Consider the following 16,029-nt stretch of genomic DNA (forward strand, 5'->3'; position numbering starts at 1 on the left):
CCCGGCTCGTACGTTTCCTTGACCAGCGCAGCCTTTTCCTGCACTGACCAGCGACGGCGCCGCTCCTCCGACACCGTCACTACTTCGATGGTTTGGTTGTTCCTAGTCATATTCACAGTCGTATTCCTATCCGTAAGGATACCGCATCGACTGTGTCTGGTGGATCAGGGGGCTATCTCACGATAGCCCTCAAACTCTATGTCCTGAATACGACTATCTTGCGTTGTATCGGCTAAACACCAAGTTACACGTTTGGTAACAGTCGCTTCCGCCGTCGGGCCGGCACGTTCGGATTCTGCGAGGTTGCGGCTGACGAAATAGTAATGTCCGCGCTTCAGCACCGCGCAATCGGTGACGATGTAGCCATCAAATCGCTTTCGGTATTCCTCTTCAGTTAATCCGAACATGGATTATCCCCCCATCGTCACAGCAATAGTCTCAGCGACACCACATGTGAGCGCGGTCATGGGAACTGCAAGCGGTGGAATATCAATTTCCATTCTTTTCCATCATGAACGGCTGCGCCATGGGTGCCCGCCATCAGCATTTCCCCATCACGGACTGACAGATTGCCCGCGCAGACCTTGATATCGGATGAGGGCAAATCTGCCTCGACCAGTTTTCCGTCGATCAAGTTCCACAAGCCATAGTCACTGGTAAGCCACACTTTGCCAGCATGCCAGACAATGTCTTTAAAAGGCAGCGTGAGCATTTCTCGTACCAGAAGCGTCCATTCGTTATCACGTCCACGGAAAACGCTGCCGGATTGTGCCCCGATGTAGACGTAACCGTCTCCGGCACAGCAGATGGAATACACGTCCATATTCGACGGAAATGCTACTGCGGACCATTTTTCGCCGTTGAAGTGCCAAACACGACCGGCGCCAGCAATAACATACAAATCCTCAGCGGAGAAACCGTCTATGTCGGTGAATGCCATGTTATCGGAGCGGTCCACATCGTTGGCATCTGCGGCAGTAGGCGTCGGTAAATTCAGACACAAGGATTCCCAATTATTTTTCCCTTTTCGGACGCAGACTGTATGACTACCTCCCACCACGTATAAGTTTTCGCCGACAGTTCGCAGTCGACGTATGGCACCACGACGTGGGCCATTTATCGACTTCGGAATAGCGTCCTCGTCTTCACTTGGCTCGCCACCACCTGTTGCGGTAACTAAACCTTCTACTGAAACGCAAAGCATACGCTCCTCGCCGGCAAAGCTAGGCCCGATTTCCAGAGTGCCATAGCCTGCGAAGCGCATATGCTTCAGGCGGTCACCCTCTTGTTGATTGGGGATAAACCAGCTCATACGTTTTGTTACCGTAGCTTCTGCAGTCGGGCCAGCTTTTTCAGATTCTGTTATGTCACGGCTTATAAAATAGTAATGGTTTTTCTTTAAAATGGAACAGTCAGTGATATTAAACCCATCAAAACGCTTTCGATACTCAGCTTCCGTTAACTGCAACATAGTTCCTCCTGTTATTCCTCGGCATCGCGTTTTCGGGGAACTCCCGCCCTCGGTGGGAGTGGTTTTATACATTTTGTTTTATAGTAAGCGTCCAATTGGGCTCGTAAGCATTTGCTGTCGCATTTGGACTCTCGAAACGTAGCTTGTAAGCTCTTTATGCCCAAGTCTCGAGCTTTGTTATAGCTGATGGCGTCTGGGTTTCCGAACACACCATGTACATGTTCTTCGATCCGCGTGTTCATCTGCTGATGAATCCTCCCATGCGATCCATTACTACCGTTAGCCCCCTCCACACAAACCGTAGGCGCGTCCCCGTGCACATAACCCGGGCAATTGCCGTTCTTAGTCATCTCATCCGGCAGCACATGGTGGCCCGTCTGTCCAGGGCAGCACCCGCTGCCGCCCAGGCTCGTCGCTGTTTGAGTTTTGTTGTACGGCACCAGCATGCACCGCCGGGCGCGGGTGCAAGGGTCGAGGCGGGACAGTACGCCCATGCCGTCTGCCATCAGGTCGGTGGGGGTCTTGTTGGCGATGTTGTCGCCCAGGGCGGACAGCTCGCGGCTGGCGGTTTCGGCGATATTGAGGACCGTGCCGATTTCCTTGATGGCGCCGTAGGCTTCGACGCCCATCGTGGCGGCCTGGTAGCCGGTCTTGCCCCAGTCGTAGATGTTCCAGGCCGTCGCGATGGTTTCCGTGACGATGGCGCCGACACCGCCGACGGCGGCGCCGCTCAGGCCGACGCCCCAGCGCGCGCCGCCGCGGATGCCGGCCTTGACGGCTTTTTCCTTGGCTTCGGCGATGGCCTTGTCCTTGATCTCCTGCGTGACCTTTTCCACCAGGGGCTTGACCTGCGATTCGACCGCCTTGCTGACGTCCTTCGACATGTCCTTCAACATGCTGTTGAATTCGAGCAGGTCTTCATTGATGCTGCTGGACGGCTTGACCCACAGGCCGTCGCAATGCGACATCCAGCCCGTGTCCGCCGTGTCCTGGAACTTGCCGCCCTTGATCTTGGTGGCCATCCTGTCCAGCGCGGCCACCGGTTTGTCGCCCAGCATCTTGCGCAGTACGGGGTGCTTGTTCTTCGGCGAGCGGTCGGTCTCCTTTTCGCAGGCCTTGTCGATCTTCTGGAAATCCTGCTTGCAGTCGCGCTTTACATCGGCATTGTCGATGTAATAGGTGACCGGGGTATTCGGGGCGCTCGGCATGGTCGGTTCAGGCGTGGTTGTGGGTCATCGGGTCGATGTGGCGGCACACGTTCAGGCCTTCCACTTTCACGTTCGGCGACCATGCCGTGAAATAGGCCTTGCCCGTGATCGTGTGCGAGGACACGCCCATGGCGAAATTGCGCGTGGCCGGTTCGTTGCCCGTGCTGTTGGCCAGGTAGGAAACGTCGCGCAGCGCCACCGGCGTGCCGCAGACGAAGACCGTGGCCGAGCCCTCCTTCAGGTTCTTCGCGTAGGCCGTGTTCGAGTAGGGAATGACGACGGGGCCGGCGCTGGGGGCTGGCGGGCTCCAGCACGGGTCCGGCGCGACCATCGACTTGCCGTCGGCCGCGCGCGAGCAGATCTCGTTGTCATTGGCGTAGACGTAGGTTTCCATGCTTATTCCTTCGGTGCGTGGACGACGACGGCATTGCGCAGCCCGGCATCGTTGGCCAGGTGCAGCAGTCCGGCGTGCCCTGGACGGCGCTGCGGGTGGTGCAGGTCGCGCGACAGCCAGGCCAGCATGGCCGGACCGGTGGCGGCGCCGATATCGCCCAGCTTGTCGGCCAGGGTCAGGAAGGCCGGCTGGCGGGTGCCGGCCATGACGCGCGTGATGGCGTTGGTGGCGTCGCGGGTGTAGAAGTGCTCGCCGTTCTGGTCGCTCAGGCGGAACTGCAGGTGGCCCGGGGCCACCTGTGCCTCGGCGCAGGCCTCGCGGATCGCCGCTGTCAGTCCTTCGCTGCGGTTCGGTACGCTGCCATCGAGGGTGCCCCGTTCGTTGGCGCTGCCCAGCCCGGCAATGCGGATGCCGCCGGTCGGGGCCGGCGTAGCCCCGAGGACCAGTGCCGCGGCCGCCTCGCCGGGGACGAAGCCGTCCGTATTGCCGGGCACGAACAGGCGCTCCTCCTGCAGGTAGAAGTTGATGTCGGCGGCATTGAGCAGGCTGTCGACGCCCACCAGCAGCACCTGGGCCTTGCCGGCATCGAGTGCGGCGCGGGCCTGGCGCAGTCCGGCCACCAGGCCGGCACGGCCGTGGCGGATGACGTAGGCGGCCGGCGCCGGGGCGTCGACCCCATAGCGTGCGGCCAGGCGCTCCAGCGCGGCGCGCACGGCTTCGGCCGGGTCGTCACCCTCGCTGGACGGGCGCTGGGCGTCCGCCACCAGGATCACGACGGCACTGCGGCGCTCGTCGAACAGGGCGGCCGGGTCGGCGATGGTGGACAGGCAATCCTGCACGGCATGCTCGACCCACCGTTGCAGGCGCTGGGCGCCGTACACCTTCTCGGGCAGCGACGCCACCTGCACCGGGTCGCCGCCCTGGCTGTAGAACGCGCTCTCGCGGAAGTGGTCCATATTGGCGCGCAGCGCGCAGACGGCCGCGTCCAGGTGATAACCCAGCGAGCAGCACAGGCCGGCCGCGTTTACATGCAGGTCGGGCAATCCGCTCACGGTTGCGCCTCCAGGGCATTGCTGTCGGGGGCCTCGCTGCAGCCGTCGCAGCCGTCGATGCCCATGGCCTTGCGGTGCCACCATTCGGTGCTGACGGGGCCGACGGCGACGGTGAGGAATTCCTGCAGCCGTCGCTTGATGGGCACGCTGGCGCGCCACACGACGGAAAAGCGGTCCAGGTCCGGCTCGAAATACAGCGTGTCGGCCACGGCCACCGGTTCTTCCGACGTGTAATCGGCGCGCAGGATGCGCACGGTGACGGTATCCAGCCTGGGCAGCCGGAACCGGACGAAGGGCCGGCCGGCCATCATGTGCTTGAGCACCACGTGCTCGCCGCCCACCGGATAGGGCATCTGCTGGTCCGCCGGCGCGCACTGGTTGAACTGCTCGTCGAAGTCGTCCGGCAGGAAGGGAAAGACGTCGCGCTCCCACGCCGCGTCGTAGGTGCCGGCGTAGGCAGGGCGCGGTTGCCAGTGACGGGCAACGGCGGAAAACGCCACCGGCGCATACGTGCCGCCCGGTTTGCGCACCGGCTCGTCGAGGGCTTCCAGGCACGGCGCCGGCTGGCCGACGGCGTCCTCGTCGGTCTTGGCGCCGAACCAGCCCAGTCCGGCCGGATTGGCCAGGTGCGCCTCGCACAGCACCTGGGCCTTGGCGCCGGACCCTTTCGTGAAGCTGCGGGTACCGCCGAAGGCCATGCCGAAATGCAGCGGCATCTGGGTGACCGGCTCGGCTTCCGACAGGCCGAACAGGCCCAGGCGCTTGCGCCAGGTGCGTGGGCCGTGGACGCGCAAGCCCTTGCGCAGCGGTCCCACCTGCCATGCCACGGCCAGCTCCTTGAACGGCGCGCCATCGGGCGCATGCGCGCTGGCATGGAACAGCACGTCGCAGCGCGGCTTGAAGCGCACCATGTCCGAGCCGTACAGCATCGGGCTTTCGCCCGGTTCGCCCAGGAACACGTCGGCGTGCTGCAAGGCTTGCGGCGGCAGTGGCCGGGGCCGCTGGCCCGGCTGGGGAATCTGCCAGCTGCTCTTGGCGACGACGACCAGGTGCTCGCGTCCCGTGGCATCGAGGACACACGCGGTATCCACGGCCAGGAATTTGGACCCGACGATGATTTCCATCCCGTTCCCCGGCCTAGTTGACGTTGACGGAGCCGCCGAGGATGCGCTGGGTGGCGCTGGCATGGCTGGTGATGTAGGTGCCGCGGATCTGGACGCGCCCGTCCGCCGACAGCACGATGGCCGCTTCGCCGCAGCGCAGTTCGATCTCGTGGCTGGCCGTCAGCACCACTTTTTCGCCATCGACCAGCGCTTCGGCCTGCGCGCGCGCTGGCGCTGCGGGCGGCGCTGCCAGCATCAGGCCCAGGACGATGGGACGGCCCGGGTCCGCCGCCTCGAAACCCAGGGCCACCTGCTGGCCCAGCTGCGCTGCATCGAGCGCGGCGACGCTGCGGGCGCGCACGCCCGTCAGGCCGAAGGCGGCGATATCGACCAGCGCGGTACCGTCGCCATCGAAGCCGGCCAGGATGCCCACCGCGATGCCGTGGGCCGGCCGGTCGCGCAGCGGCGTGCGATCGACGACGTCGTGCAGCAACCGGTCCGGCACTTCCGTGGCGGTGTCCGGCACGGCGGCCGGGTGGTCAGCTTGCAGCATCAGTTCTCCAGGATTTTCTTGCCCTTCATGGTGATGTTGCCATCGGCCTTGAAGGTCTGTTCATCGGTGGTGCCGACACTGAAGGTGTGGCCGTTGATGACGATGGTGCCGTCGGCCTTCATCAGCAGGCTGGCCTGGCCCACGGTGATCGACAGTTCGGTGCCGGCCGTGATGGAAATCGAGTTGCCGACCTTGGTGACCTGGTCCACCCCGACGATGGTGGCCATGCCCATGCCGACGTTGAGGTTGTAGCCCAGGCCGACGTTCTCCATGCGCCCCAGCACGACGTTCTGCAGCGAGGCCATATTGATGGTTTCCGTCTTGTTCTTGCCGACATCGATGGACCAGTTGTCGCCGATGCGGTCATCTTCGTTGGCGCCGACGGTCTTGCTGCGGTTGGCGCCAATGGTGATCGTTTCGTTCTTGCCGACATCCTCGGTGCGGTTGTCGCCGATGCTGATGCGTTCTTCGTGATCGACCGTCTCGGTGCGGTTGCGCTTGATGTGCGACGTCTCATCCCGGTCGATGGTCTTGCGGCGGTCGTTGCCGACCCACTTGTCCTCGTCGTGCTCGACTTCGGTGAGCTGATCCTTCTCCGCATGGAGCCACAACTGCTCCTGCCCTTTCTTGTCCTCGAAGCGGATGGCGTTGGCCGTCTCGTAGCTACCGCCCGGCGTCGAGCGCGACAGGATGCCGCTCTGGGTCTTGTTGGCCGGCAGCGCCCACGGCGGCATCGTGTCGGCATTGGGCACCATGCCCGTCACGAGGGGGCGGTCCGGATTCCCATCGAGGAACTGCACGATCACTTCGGTGCCGATGCGGGGGATCGACGTCATGCCGAAGTTCGATCCCGCCCAGGCGGTGGCGACGCGCACCCAGGCCGAGCTTTTCTCGTTGTTCTCGCCGATGCGGTCCCAGTGGAACTGCACGCGCACGCGGCCGTATTCGTCGGTATAAATTTCTTCGCCGGCCGGGCCGGTAACGATAGCCGTCTGCAAGCCTGGAATCTTCGGCTCGCTGCTGTTGTAGCCGCGGCCCGGCCGCCAGGGCACCCGCGTGCGGCTGCACACGATGCGGTTGGCATAATGCGATGGCGCCGCATCGGCATCCTGGTAGTTGTTGTGGGCCGTGTGGTGCGCCTCCACGATCAGGAAGTTCAGGTCGCCGCCCTCGGCCGCGTCGAAATGCTCGGTCAGGTCGAAGCAGCGGCCCGGCTGGACCGTCCGGTCGTTGCCATGGCCCTCGAAGCACTTGGCGACCGCCTCGATCTCCTCCATGCGCACGCGGGCCCGGGCATCGCCATCGTTGCGGTCGACAAAGCCGTAGGCTCCCGCGTATTCGTAGCTCTCTACCGGCAGCACGTCGCCCTGCTCGTTCGTGGTGGGCACGTCGACCCGTGTCGGCCGCGGCTTCTTGAAATCGAAGCTGGACAGCGCGACATTGGCCGGCACCAGGCGGCGCACCGGGGTCCAGTCGCCCAGGCCGTCGTCCTCGATGCTGCCTGCCTCGCGCTGGAACGGAATGTCCTGCCGCGCGCCGTCGATGGGCGGCGCGGCCGTCGAATCGTCCGACAGTACCAGGGTGTGGCCATCGGCCCGGTGCTCGTACCAGTAATACCAGCCCTGGGCTTCCCAGCGCCGGTGCAGGTAGTTGTAGTCCGACTCGTCGTACTGGCAGGCGTACGTCATCTCGGGATCGGCGCCCATGATCTGCAGCTTCGCCGCGTGCATCGGGTAGTCCGCGAAAATGGCGTCCGTTTGCTGGCTGAGCGACAGGTTGTGGAAGATGTAGTTGTCCCGCCGCAGCCGCAGGTAGGCCATCCATGGCGCCAGCACCATGTCGTAGTACACCAGCGCACCGTCGGTGCTGTCGCGCCGGAACTCGACCACATAGCCGTTGAAGTAGCGCATGCTGCCGTCTTCGCGGACCAGTTCGATGGTGACCATCCGGCCCAGCACGTCCTTCAGGGCGATGTTCTCGTCGTCGGACAGCACTTCCACGACGAAGCGGAAGTCGCGCGACAGGCTTTCCCTGGCATCCAGGCGGTTGGCGAGCAGGATGGCTGCAGGGCCATCGTCATGCGGAAAGCTCAGGCGCAGCAGGCGGTTATTCTGGCGCAGCTTGCTCAACAGCTGAAGTCCCGTTTGCAGAAGCGTGGTCATAGGCGAGATGGTCACGAAAGCGCGGGAACAGCCCCCGCAGGCGCACGCGGTTGCGATCCGCAGCCTCGGCATTATAATTAATAAATAAACCAGAGTTTATCAATTTAGATGCCAACACGGCACATCATGCGGTCGGGATTCATGTGAAATTGTCGGGTTGAAATACCCCATTAACGACAGCAATAATTTCGAATCGACGAGGTGAAAAACGATGTTGTTGTCTCAACGAGAACACGACGCGGCCAGGCGCCGCCGTTGCCGCCGCATCGGTTTGCTGGGCGGGTTGTCGCTGGCCTGCGCCGGCTTGCACGCCGCGCCCTACGTCTACCCGTTCAACACGATGACGGGGGCCGACGTCGTTGCCCGGCTCACCGTCGATCCCGTCACCGACAGCGATTTCCGTGAGCGCGACCGCGCCCATTACTATGTTGCCGGCATCAAGGATGCCACCCAGGGCAGCCTGTGGTGCTTCCGGCGCGCGCTGCTGCCGCATGAGTTGAATACGGAAGTGGCCCATGCGCTCAAGCAGCGCCATTCGGCCGCGGCCTTGAAGGCCAACGCCGCACCCCTGGTGCTCGACGAGTTGCGCCGGCGCTACCCCTGCGACGGGGCCGGGGCGGCACGATGAGCGGCCGTGCCGGCGCCAAGGGCAAGCGGCCGTCGTTCGCCGCGCTGCGCCAGGCCTATCCCACCACGAACGCGGTGTCGCGCGTCCAGCTGTTCCAGGAATTGGGCATCGAATCGCTGATCGGCGACATCAAGTACGAGAACACCTGTGGCATCCGGATGAGCTATGCGCTGACGAAAGCGGGGGCAGCGCTGACCCGTGGCGGGCTGCGCATCAACAAGGGGCCGTTCCAGGGCAGTCGCATCGAGCCGAGCATGCGCAAGCTGGCCGAACACCTGGCCGAGCTGTGGGGGCCGCCGCAGAAGTTCGATTCGAATGCCAAGGCAACGCAAGAGCTGACCTTGCAGCAAGGCGTGGTGGCCTTCTTCTTCGGCGAATTCCTGCCGCTGGTGGGCGCCCAGGGCCATATCGACCTGCTGCTGCCCCGCTGGCCCGGCTTCGAGGAGTGCGTCGGCAGCTGCAATTTCGGCCGCGACAACAAGGTCTGGTTCTGGCCGCTGCCATGAGCGCCCCATGCCGACAACGAAAGACATAATGAACGATGACGCAGCCGTACTGATCGAGGTCTTCGTGGCCATGCGCGAACACGGCCCCGTGCGCGAGCAGCTGCCGGCCCGCAGCCTGGGCGACAACCGTTACGAGCTGCTGGCGTCGCCAGGCCTGGCGCTGAATCTCGCACGCGGCGACGTCGTCGAGCTTTGCGACCCGCACGCACCGGCCACGGTACTCCAGCGCGGTGGCAATTTCTGCATCCAGGTGTACGCCGACGCACTGGCGCCGCAGGACGTGGCGGCGCTCGAGGCACAGGTCGCCAAGCAGTTGCACGGGTCGCTCGACGGCAGGTACCAGGGCAACCTGGCGCTGACGGTGCCGGCCAGTGCCGGCATGGACGGCATCTGCCAGGTCTTCGATGCATTTACCGCGTCGACGGGCGTGCAATGGTACTTTGCAAATATCTACCGGAACATCGACGACCCCGGCGACGAAACCCTGCTCGACTGGTGGCAGTAACGGGGCGTGCCCTCAACCTTTGGCCATGCCTGCCGTTAAGGCAACATGAGCTCCGTCGCCGCCCTGCCAACCATCGCCTCCGCTGCGCGCACCACGCCGTGGGCGACCAGCCGCGCCACCGCAAGCGAGGCCGGCGCCCCGGCGCCATCGGCCGTCGTTTCCCTCAGTGCGGCAGCGCTGGCGGCTGCCGAGGCCGATACCGGCGTGGCGCCGCTGTCCGCGTCGGTTCGCTTCCGTGACGTCGGCGCCACGGTGCTGGCCGCCCTGAAGGCAGGCGCCACCGTGCCGCTGGCGCAGCAGGTCCTGCCGAAGGATGTCGAGCACCGCTTCACATTGAGCGTCGTCACGGCCGGTGGCACGAAGGTCGACCTGGCGCTGGCCAGCCGCGACGACGGCCTGATCGTCCAGCTCAGTGCCGATGCCACATTGCGCGACGACGAGCGGCAGGCCCTGGCCGCCCTGGCCGATGGCTTCCAGGCCGCCATCGACGGCATGACGCAGGAGCCGCCCCGGCTCCGGCTGGGCGAACTGGCCGGCCTGGGTGGCGGCCTGCTGCAGTCCGTCGACCTGCAGGCCATGGTGACGTTGCCGACGACGCCGCCGGCCACGCAGACGCTGGCGTTTCACGCCGATGCGGGGCAGCGCAGCGTGCAGGCCGATGGCCCGTCCGGCAAGCTGGACGTGCGCGTCGACACGAGCATGGTAGACAGCCTCGGCACCCGGCAGCAGCAGTCGGCCGCCATCGACAGCTACCTGAAACAGGTCGACCAGGCCGCCGCGCGCGGCCATGGCGATGCGCAACTGACCACCTTGTTCAAGGATGCCTTTTCCGACCTGAGCCGCACCGCCAGCCGCGACGGTCCCGCCGCGCCGGGAACGACATCGTCCGGCAAGGCCTGGCCGCTGGCGAAGGAAGAGCATGCCGTGCTGACGGGGCTGGCCGATTTCAGCGCCAGCATGACGCAGGCGCCCCAGTGGAACAACCCGGTGCGCACCAACGAAGTCACGGCCTTCCAGTACGAGCTGTCGCAGCAGACCGAACGTGGCGGCGACTCGCGCGCCAACCGCAGCCTGACGCAAACCCAGCAGGCGCGTCTGACGGCCCGGTTCCACCAGCCGCTGCAGGAAGGCACGCCGCTCGCCTTCGACTATTCGGCCGAATCGCAGAACTATACCTATCACCAGATCGACGACACGGCGCGCAGCGATGTCAAGCTCGGCTACCGGGACGGGCGGCTGCGCGAGGCCACGCTGGCGCAGTCCGTCAGCCAGTCCGAACGCGTCCAGCAATATGTGCTGGGCCGGATGGTGTCCGACCACACCATGCCCGCCGAGCAGCACCTGGTGCGCGACCTGGTGGCGGCACTGGCGCCTTACCAGCCGGGGCAGGACGCTGCCGGGCGTGACGACAGCCGCGAAGTCCGCGAGGAACGCCGCCAGCAGTCGCTCGACGCGCTGGGCCAGCATATGGTGCTGCTGGGCGACAGCGTGGCGCTGGCGGCCCGGAATACGGCGTTAGGAGTGTAGTTGATAACGCCATGCCGCAAGTCGGGAAGCCAGGCATCAACTCCCGGCTGACTCGTCGCGTGCCAGCGGCGCATGCCGCGCCATCAATTCCTCGATCCACGCGATAAACACGCGCAGCTTCTTGCTCATGTGCCGGTTCGGCGGATAGGCGATCGACAGCGGCATCGGATCGATGCGCCATCCTTCGAACAGGGGCACCAGCGCGCCGCTGGCCACGTGGCTGCGGCTCATATAATCCGGCAGCCACAGCGCGCCCAGCCCGGCAAGGCCGGCGGCCAGGTAGGCGTTGCCGTCGTCGATGGCCAGCACGTGGCGCGCCTGCAGCGTCACCCGTTCGTCGCCCTTGTGCAGGGCATAGGGAAAATCGCGGCCCGACCAGCGGAACTTGACGATGCGGTGCGGCGGCGCTTCCAGCTCGGCCGGGTGCAGCGGAGTGCCGGCTTGCTGCAGATATGCCGGAGCCGCATACACGCCAAGGCGCAGCTCGCCCACGCGGCGCGCGACCAGCGACGGGTCCGTGATGACGCCACCCCGCAGCACGCAGTCCACCTTGTCGCCGATCAGGTCGACCTTGCGGTCGCTCGCGCCCATGTCGAACTGGATGTCGGGATAGCGGGCCAGGAATTGCGGCAGTGCCGGCACCAGGATCAGCGTCGCAAACGGGCTGGGCACATCCACCCGCAGCTCGCCCTGGGGCAGCGAGGCCGCACCCGGCAGGCCCGCCTCCACCTCGTCCAGCTCGGCCAGCAGGCGCACGATGCGCTCGTAGTAGGCGGCGCCGTCGGCCGTCACGTTCACCTTGCGTGTGGTCCGGTTCAGCAACTTCACGCGCAGGCGCGCCTCCAGCTGCTGCACCAGTTGCGTGATGGTGGCCCGGCTGATGTGGAGCGTTGCCGCCGCCCTGGTAAAACTGCCCGCTTCGACCACCCGCACGAACGCCCACATGGCGTCGAGTCTGTCCATGGTTCCTCCCCGATTGTTTGGATTATACAAACAGTCTTGGCGGCACTTGCCTGTTTATCCGTTACGGTCCCGTCGCTATAGTGGCCAAGTATCGCGCTCATGTGGGCGCGGCAATCCAAGGAGCACACCATGACCGTACGCGACGTCGTCTTCCCGCCGGGGCGCCAGGCCCTGTATGAAAAAAACCGCTATTCGCCCGCCGTGCGGGCCAATGGCCTGCTGTTCGTGTCCGGCCAGGTGGGCAGCCGCGAGGACGGTTCGCCCGAACCCGAGCTGGCAGCGCAGGTGCGGCGCGCCTTCGACAACCTGAACGCCGTGCTGGGCGCGGCCGGCTGCACCTTCGCCGACGTGCAGGACGTCACCGTCTTCATGGTCGACCCGGAAGCGATCTTCGAACAGGTATGGCCCGTGGTGCAGGAGTACTGGGGCACGGCCCCTTATCCGAGCGTGACGGCGGTCGGCGTCACGTGGCTGTATGGCTTCCAGTTCGAGATCAAGGTGATTGCGAAGTTACCCGGCTAGGGAAGCGCTGATTTATTGCTGGTGGATGAGATTCGTCTTGAAAAACGTGTCCAGCAAGACGCAAATGCCCTGTCATACCGGGGTATGGCGGGGCATTTGTGGCGCAGCTGGGCGCGTTTTCTCAGGGCGAAGATCGCCGCCATGAACAAATCAGCGGTTCCCTAGGCCTTCGCCCCCGCGACGCTGGTGAAGCGCACGCCGGCCGCTTCGGCGGCTTCGGGATACACGGCAATGCGGTTGCCGTCCGCGTCGCCGGCGATGGCATATGGGTCGCCCGTCTCGACAGCGCAGGCGGCCTCGACATGGTCCGGCCATCGGGGGATTTTGCTGGTACGCATGGCGAGGATACGGAACAGGCTGACCACGAGCAGGATCGGTGAGAGCATCAGCAGGAAAGGCCGTTGTGCGCCGTTGAAATTGACGAACACGCGGTGCATGCCGCCTTTGGCAGTTTCACGGCGGCCGTCGACGGGCATGCAGAACAGTATCTGGCGCGAGGCTTCGTCCGGTCCGTCCTCCATATAGCGGCGGATGAACTCCCAGTGCGCGCGGACGGTGTCACGGTCGCTATAGCGACGCGTGGCGGGATCGAGGTCCTCATGCGACATCAGGTCGCTGTGGCTCAAGGCGAAGGACTCGACGATGGTGAGCTTGTCGGGCGCCAGCACATGGCCTCGCACTTCCCATTGTTCGGCCACCTTGGCCAGCGTGAAAAATACTTCATCCCAAGGCACCTCGAGCACGGTGCCATTGGTTCGCCAGACATACACCATGCGGCTCTTGCGGTTGAAGCGCAGCGGATAGTGCGTGTAGGCGAACGATTCCCTGCGCAGGAAGGTGATGCAGCCCCAAAGAATCAAGCCATAAACCACCGCCATTCCGAGGCCATTGGCCAACATAAAGCCAGGCGTATCGACAGATGGCAAGAAACCAGCTGCTTCCAGAAGCCAGGATATTGCCAGGTAGCCTGCCGAGTGCGTGAAGACGAGCATTACAGCGACCGTGATCAGCGAAACCGTACCTTTCCATCCAAACCATTTGTCCACGGATTCCAGATAGGTCGAGTTCATCGTGATGACCGACAACTGGTCTCGCGGCGCCACCGCCAACTGGCGCTTCTGATGCAACTGGTGGGCCTTTTCCTGGCCTGTCAGGGGGCGGTTGATCCGAAAGGGGACAACGATGCCGGAGAAGTCCATGGTGTTCTGTTATCAGTAAAAGCGAGATCTCGGCGCGAGCGCACAGGCAAATCGGACTGCACGCGATCTGCCGGGCATTATGCCTTCGCCCCAGTGACACTGGTGAAACGCACGCCGGCCGCTTCGGCCGACTCAGGATACACGGCAATGCGGTTACCGTCCGCGTCGCCGGCGATGGCGTACGGGTCGCCCGGTTCCACAGCGCAGGCTGCCTCGACATGGTCCGGCCATTGGGGAATTTTGCTGGTACGCATGGCGAAGATGCGAAACAGGCTGACCAGCAGCAGGATCGGTGAGAGCATCAGCAGGAAGGGCCACGGCGCTCCACTAAAATTGGCGAGGATGCGATGCATGCCCCCCTTCGCGCTCTCACGGCGGCCATCGACTGGCATGCAGAACTGCACTTGGCGCGATACCTCGCTTGGCCCTTCTTCCATATAGCGGCGGATGAATTCCCAGTGTCCGCGGACGAAATCCTTGTCGCTGGAACGCAGCGTCGCCGGATTCAGGTCGTGAGAGGTGAGCAAATCGCTATAACTCAGGGCGAAGGTTTCCAGGATAGTAATGTTATCGGGGGCAAGTTTGTGTCCCCGCACTTCCCACTGCTCGACAACATTCGCAAGCGTAAAAAAAATATCGTCCCAAGGCATTTCGAGCACGGTGCCATCGGTTCGCCACACATATACTTTGCGGTTTTTCCGGTTGAAACGCATCGGATAATGGGTATAGGCAAAGGATTCCCTGCGCAAGGATTTCCAGCATCCCCAGGAGATTAGAACGCATACAGCCACCATGCCCAGGCCATTGGCTAAAAGCACGTCAACATCTGCGGAGGAATGAAGAACACCCGCCGCCTCAAGCAGCCATAATGCAGACATAAGGCCCGTCGAACCTGAAAATAGCAACATGATTGAGACTACGATTAATGAAACCGTACCTTTCCAGCTAAACCATTTATCTACAGATTCCAGGTATGTCGAATTTAATTTTATTACCGACAATTGATACCGCGGCGTCAGCTCCAGCCGACGTTTTTGATGAAGTTGGTGTGCCCGTTCTTGCTCCGTCAGCGGCCGGTTGATCAGAAAGGGGACGACGATGCCGGAGAAGTCCATGGAGTCCTGTTGTCAGTAGAAGCGAGACGGCGGCGCGAGCGAATAGAAAAAAATCGGCTTGCAGGCGATTTGCCTGGCATCAGGCCTTCGACCCCGTGACGCTGGTAAGTCGCACGCTGGCCGCTTCGGCGGCTTCCGGATACACGGCGATGCGGTCGCCGGCCGCGTCGCCGGCGATGGCATATGGATCGCCCGCTTCGACAGCGCAGGCTGCCTCGACATGGTCCGGCCATTGGGGAATTTTGCTGGTACGCATGGCGAGGATACGGAACAGGCTGACCAGCAACAGGATCGGTGACAGCATCAGCAGGAAGGGCCATGGCGCGCCGTTGAAATTGACGAACACGCGGTGCATACCGCCTTTGGCGGTTTCACGGCGGCCGTCGACGGGCATGCAGAACAGTATCTGGCGCGAGGCTTCTTCCGGTCCGTCTTCCATGTAGCGGCGGATAAATTCCCAGTGCGCGCGGACCGTGTCACGGTCGCTATAGCGACGCGAGGCGGGATCGAGGTCCTCATGCGACATCAGGTCGCTGTGGCTCAATGCGAAGGACTCGACGATGGTGAGCTTGTCGGGCGCCAGCACATGGCCCCGTACTTCCCATTGTTCAACCACCTTGGCCAGCGTGAAGAACACGTCATCCCACGGCACCTCGAGCACGGTACCATTGGTGCGCCAGACGTACACCGTGCGGTTCTTGCGGTTGAAGCGCAGCGGATAGTGGGTGTAGGCGAACGATTCCCTGCGCAGGAAGGTGATGCAGCCCCAAAGAATCAGGCCATAGACCACCAACGCTGCGAGCCCGTTGGCTAGCAAAACACCCGTTGCTAACGTAGTTTGCTTGATTCCAGCTGCCTGCAAAAGCCAAGTCGCAGCCATTTGGCCTACGGAATGCGTAAAGATCAGCATCAGAGCCACGGTAATCAGCGAAACCGTACCCTTCCACCCAAACCATTTATCGACGGATTCCAGATAGGTCGAGTTCATCGCAATCACTGACAGCTGGTCGCGCGGCGCCACCGCCAACCGGCGCTTCTGGTGTAATTGGTGGGCTTTTTCCTGGTCCGTCAGCGGGCGCTTGATGAGAAAGGGAACAATAATGCCGGAAAAATCCATGAGG

Annotated in this window: 17 protein-coding genes; 5 read left to right on the forward strand and 12 right to left on the reverse strand. The window is 63.4% G+C overall.

Translation table 11 applies throughout. The annotated features are described in order from the left end of the window. Positions 1–164 precede the first annotated feature (164 nt). Genes GM672_RS06535 through GM672_RS06570 form a run of 8 tightly spaced genes read right to left on the reverse strand, consistent with a single transcriptional unit; the run spans position 165 to position 7,943 of the window. Entirely contained in the window at positions 165–407 is a 243-nt protein-coding gene (locus GM672_RS06535; protein WP_155469726.1) for a hypothetical protein, read from the reverse strand. Positions 408–463: 56 nt separating this feature from the next. Then, positions 464–1,471 carry a hypothetical protein gene (locus tag GM672_RS06540; RefSeq protein WP_155469727.1) on the reverse strand — a complete coding sequence of 336 codons (1,008 nt, stop codon included), beginning with the start codon at positions 1,469–1,471 and terminating at the stop codon, positions 464–466. An 11-nt stretch (positions 1,472–1,482) separates the two neighbouring features. Continuing rightward, positions 1,483–2,679, reverse strand: a complete 1,197-nt coding sequence (locus tag GM672_RS06545; protein WP_155469728.1) for an HNH/endonuclease VII fold toxin-2 domain-containing protein — start codon at positions 2,677–2,679, stop codon at positions 1,483–1,485. Positions 2,680–2,686: 7 nt separating this feature from the next. After that, the gene (locus tag GM672_RS06550) at positions 2,687–3,073 is read right to left on the reverse strand and encodes a DUF4150 domain-containing protein (protein WP_155469729.1); all 387 of its coding nucleotides are present in this window, start codon (positions 3,071–3,073) and stop codon (positions 2,687–2,689) included. Positions 3,074–3,075: 2 nt separating this feature from the next. After that, positions 3,076–4,125 (reverse strand): hypothetical protein, encoded by a 1,050-nt coding sequence (locus GM672_RS06555; RefSeq protein ID WP_155469730.1) that lies wholly within the window; start codon positions 4,123–4,125, stop codon positions 3,076–3,078. Then, on the reverse strand, positions 4,122–5,249 hold the full coding sequence (locus GM672_RS06560) for a DUF2169 family type VI secretion system accessory protein (RefSeq protein ID WP_155469731.1): 1,128 nt from the start codon (positions 5,247–5,249) through the stop codon (positions 4,122–4,124). The genes GM672_RS06555 and GM672_RS06560 overlap by 4 nt, the downstream gene beginning before the upstream one ends. 13 nt (positions 5,250–5,262) lie before the next feature. Beyond that, positions 5,263–5,781 carry a DUF6484 domain-containing protein gene (locus GM672_RS06565; RefSeq protein ID WP_155469732.1) on the reverse strand — a complete coding sequence of 173 codons (519 nt, stop codon included), beginning with the start codon at positions 5,779–5,781 and terminating at the stop codon, positions 5,263–5,265. Next, positions 5,781–7,943, reverse strand: a complete 2,163-nt coding sequence (locus tag GM672_RS06570) for a type VI secretion system Vgr family protein (protein WP_155469733.1) — start codon at positions 7,941–7,943, stop codon at positions 5,781–5,783. Before GM672_RS06570 ends, GM672_RS06565 begins: the two co-directional genes overlap by 1 nt. 211 nt (positions 7,944–8,154) lie before the next feature. Between GM672_RS06570 and GM672_RS06575 the strand changes: the two genes are divergently transcribed. From GM672_RS06575 to GM672_RS06590, 4 genes are read left to right on the forward strand one after another with little or no spacing between them, the layout of a single operon-like run. After that, entirely contained in the window at positions 8,155–8,571 is a 417-nt protein-coding gene (locus GM672_RS06575; protein WP_155469734.1) for a Rap1a/Tai family immunity protein, read from the forward strand. Beyond that, positions 8,568–9,077, forward strand: coding sequence for a T6SS effector amidase Tae4 family protein (locus tag GM672_RS06580; RefSeq protein WP_155469735.1), 510 nt, complete (start codon positions 8,568–8,570; stop codon positions 9,075–9,077). Before GM672_RS06575 ends, GM672_RS06580 begins: the two co-directional genes overlap by 4 nt. Positions 9,078–9,105: 28 nt before the next feature. After that, positions 9,106–9,582 (forward strand): DUF4265 domain-containing protein, encoded by a 477-nt coding sequence (locus GM672_RS06585; protein ID WP_155469736.1) that lies wholly within the window; start codon positions 9,106–9,108, stop codon positions 9,580–9,582. A 45-nt stretch (positions 9,583–9,627) separates the two neighbouring features. After that, the gene (locus GM672_RS06590) at positions 9,628–11,109 is read left to right on the forward strand and encodes a hypothetical protein (protein WP_155469737.1); all 1,482 of its coding nucleotides are present in this window, start codon (positions 9,628–9,630) and stop codon (positions 11,107–11,109) included. 36 nt (positions 11,110–11,145) lie between these two features. Here GM672_RS06590 and GM672_RS06595 read toward each other — a convergent pair whose 3' ends face one another. After that, complete coding sequence (locus GM672_RS06595) at positions 11,146–12,072, reverse strand: LysR family transcriptional regulator (RefSeq protein ID WP_155469738.1); 927 nt, start codon at positions 12,070–12,072, stop codon at positions 11,146–11,148. Between the two features lie 129 nt (positions 12,073–12,201). On the opposite strand from GM672_RS06595, the gene GM672_RS06600 reads away from it, so the two are divergent. After that, the gene (locus GM672_RS06600; protein WP_155469739.1) at positions 12,202–12,594 is read left to right on the forward strand and encodes a RidA family protein; all 393 of its coding nucleotides are present in this window, start codon (positions 12,202–12,204) and stop codon (positions 12,592–12,594) included. Between the two features lie 161 nt (positions 12,595–12,755). Here GM672_RS06600 and GM672_RS06605 read toward each other — a convergent pair whose 3' ends face one another. The 3 genes from GM672_RS06605 to GM672_RS06615 all read right to left on the reverse strand — a co-directional run bounded on the left by GM672_RS06605 (position 12,756) and on the right by GM672_RS06615 (position 16,025). Beyond that, complete coding sequence (locus GM672_RS06605) at positions 12,756–13,793, reverse strand: DUF6708 domain-containing protein (protein WP_155469740.1); 1,038 nt, start codon at positions 13,791–13,793, stop codon at positions 12,756–12,758. 77 nt (positions 13,794–13,870) lie between these two features. Then, entirely contained in the window at positions 13,871–14,908 is a 1,038-nt protein-coding gene (locus tag GM672_RS06610) for a DUF6708 domain-containing protein (protein WP_155469741.1), read from the reverse strand. 79 nt (positions 14,909–14,987) lie between these two features. Continuing rightward, the gene (locus GM672_RS06615) at positions 14,988–16,025 is read right to left on the reverse strand and encodes a DUF6708 domain-containing protein (protein WP_155469742.1); all 1,038 of its coding nucleotides are present in this window, start codon (positions 16,023–16,025) and stop codon (positions 14,988–14,990) included. Positions 16,026–16,029 lie beyond the last annotated feature (4 nt).

This window comes from Pseudoduganella buxea, from assembly GCF_009720835.1.
GTDB lineage: Bacteria > Pseudomonadota > Gammaproteobacteria > Burkholderiales > Burkholderiaceae_D > Rugamonas > Rugamonas buxea.

Bases quoted from the DNA above. Each gene is read 5' to 3' on its own strand.
- GM672_RS06535 (WP_155469726.1), bottom strand. From the start codon at position 407: ATGTTCGGATTAACTGAAGAGGAATACCGAAAGCGATTTGATGGCTAC.
- GM672_RS06540 (WP_155469727.1), bottom strand. From the start codon at position 1,471: ATGTTGCAGTTAACGGAAGCTGAGTATCGAAAGCGTTTTGATGGGTTT.
- GM672_RS06545 (WP_155469728.1), bottom strand. From the start codon at position 2,679: ATGCCGAGCGCCCCGAATACCCCGGTCACCTATTACATCGACAATGCC.
- GM672_RS06550 (WP_155469729.1), bottom strand. From the start codon at position 3,073: ATGGAAACCTACGTCTACGCCAATGACAACGAGATCTGCTCGCGCGCG.
- GM672_RS06560 (WP_155469731.1), bottom strand. From the start codon at position 5,249: ATGGAAATCATCGTCGGGTCCAAATTCCTGGCCGTGGATACCGCGTGT.
- GM672_RS06565 (WP_155469732.1), bottom strand. From the start codon at position 5,781: ATGCTGCAAGCTGACCACCCGGCCGCCGTGCCGGACACCGCCACGGAA.
- GM672_RS06570 (WP_155469733.1), bottom strand. From the start codon at position 7,943: ATGACCACGCTTCTGCAAACGGGACTTCAGCTGTTGAGCAAGCTGCGC.
- GM672_RS06575 (WP_155469734.1), top strand. From the start codon at position 8,155: ATGTTGTTGTCTCAACGAGAACACGACGCGGCCAGGCGCCGCCGTTGC.
- GM672_RS06580 (WP_155469735.1), top strand. From the start codon at position 8,568: ATGAGCGGCCGTGCCGGCGCCAAGGGCAAGCGGCCGTCGTTCGCCGCG.
- GM672_RS06585 (WP_155469736.1), top strand. From the start codon at position 9,106: ATGAACGATGACGCAGCCGTACTGATCGAGGTCTTCGTGGCCATGCGC.
- GM672_RS06590 (WP_155469737.1), top strand. From the start codon at position 9,628: ATGAGCTCCGTCGCCGCCCTGCCAACCATCGCCTCCGCTGCGCGCACC.
- GM672_RS06595 (WP_155469738.1), bottom strand. From the start codon at position 12,072: ATGGACAGACTCGACGCCATGTGGGCGTTCGTGCGGGTGGTCGAAGCG.
- GM672_RS06600 (WP_155469739.1), top strand. From the start codon at position 12,202: ATGACCGTACGCGACGTCGTCTTCCCGCCGGGGCGCCAGGCCCTGTAT.
- GM672_RS06605 (WP_155469740.1), bottom strand. From the start codon at position 13,793: ATGGACTTCTCCGGCATCGTTGTCCCCTTTCGGATCAACCGCCCCCTG.
- GM672_RS06610 (WP_155469741.1), bottom strand. From the start codon at position 14,908: ATGGACTTCTCCGGCATCGTCGTCCCCTTTCTGATCAACCGGCCGCTG.
- GM672_RS06615 (WP_155469742.1), bottom strand. From the start codon at position 16,025: ATGGATTTTTCCGGCATTATTGTTCCCTTTCTCATCAAGCGCCCGCTG.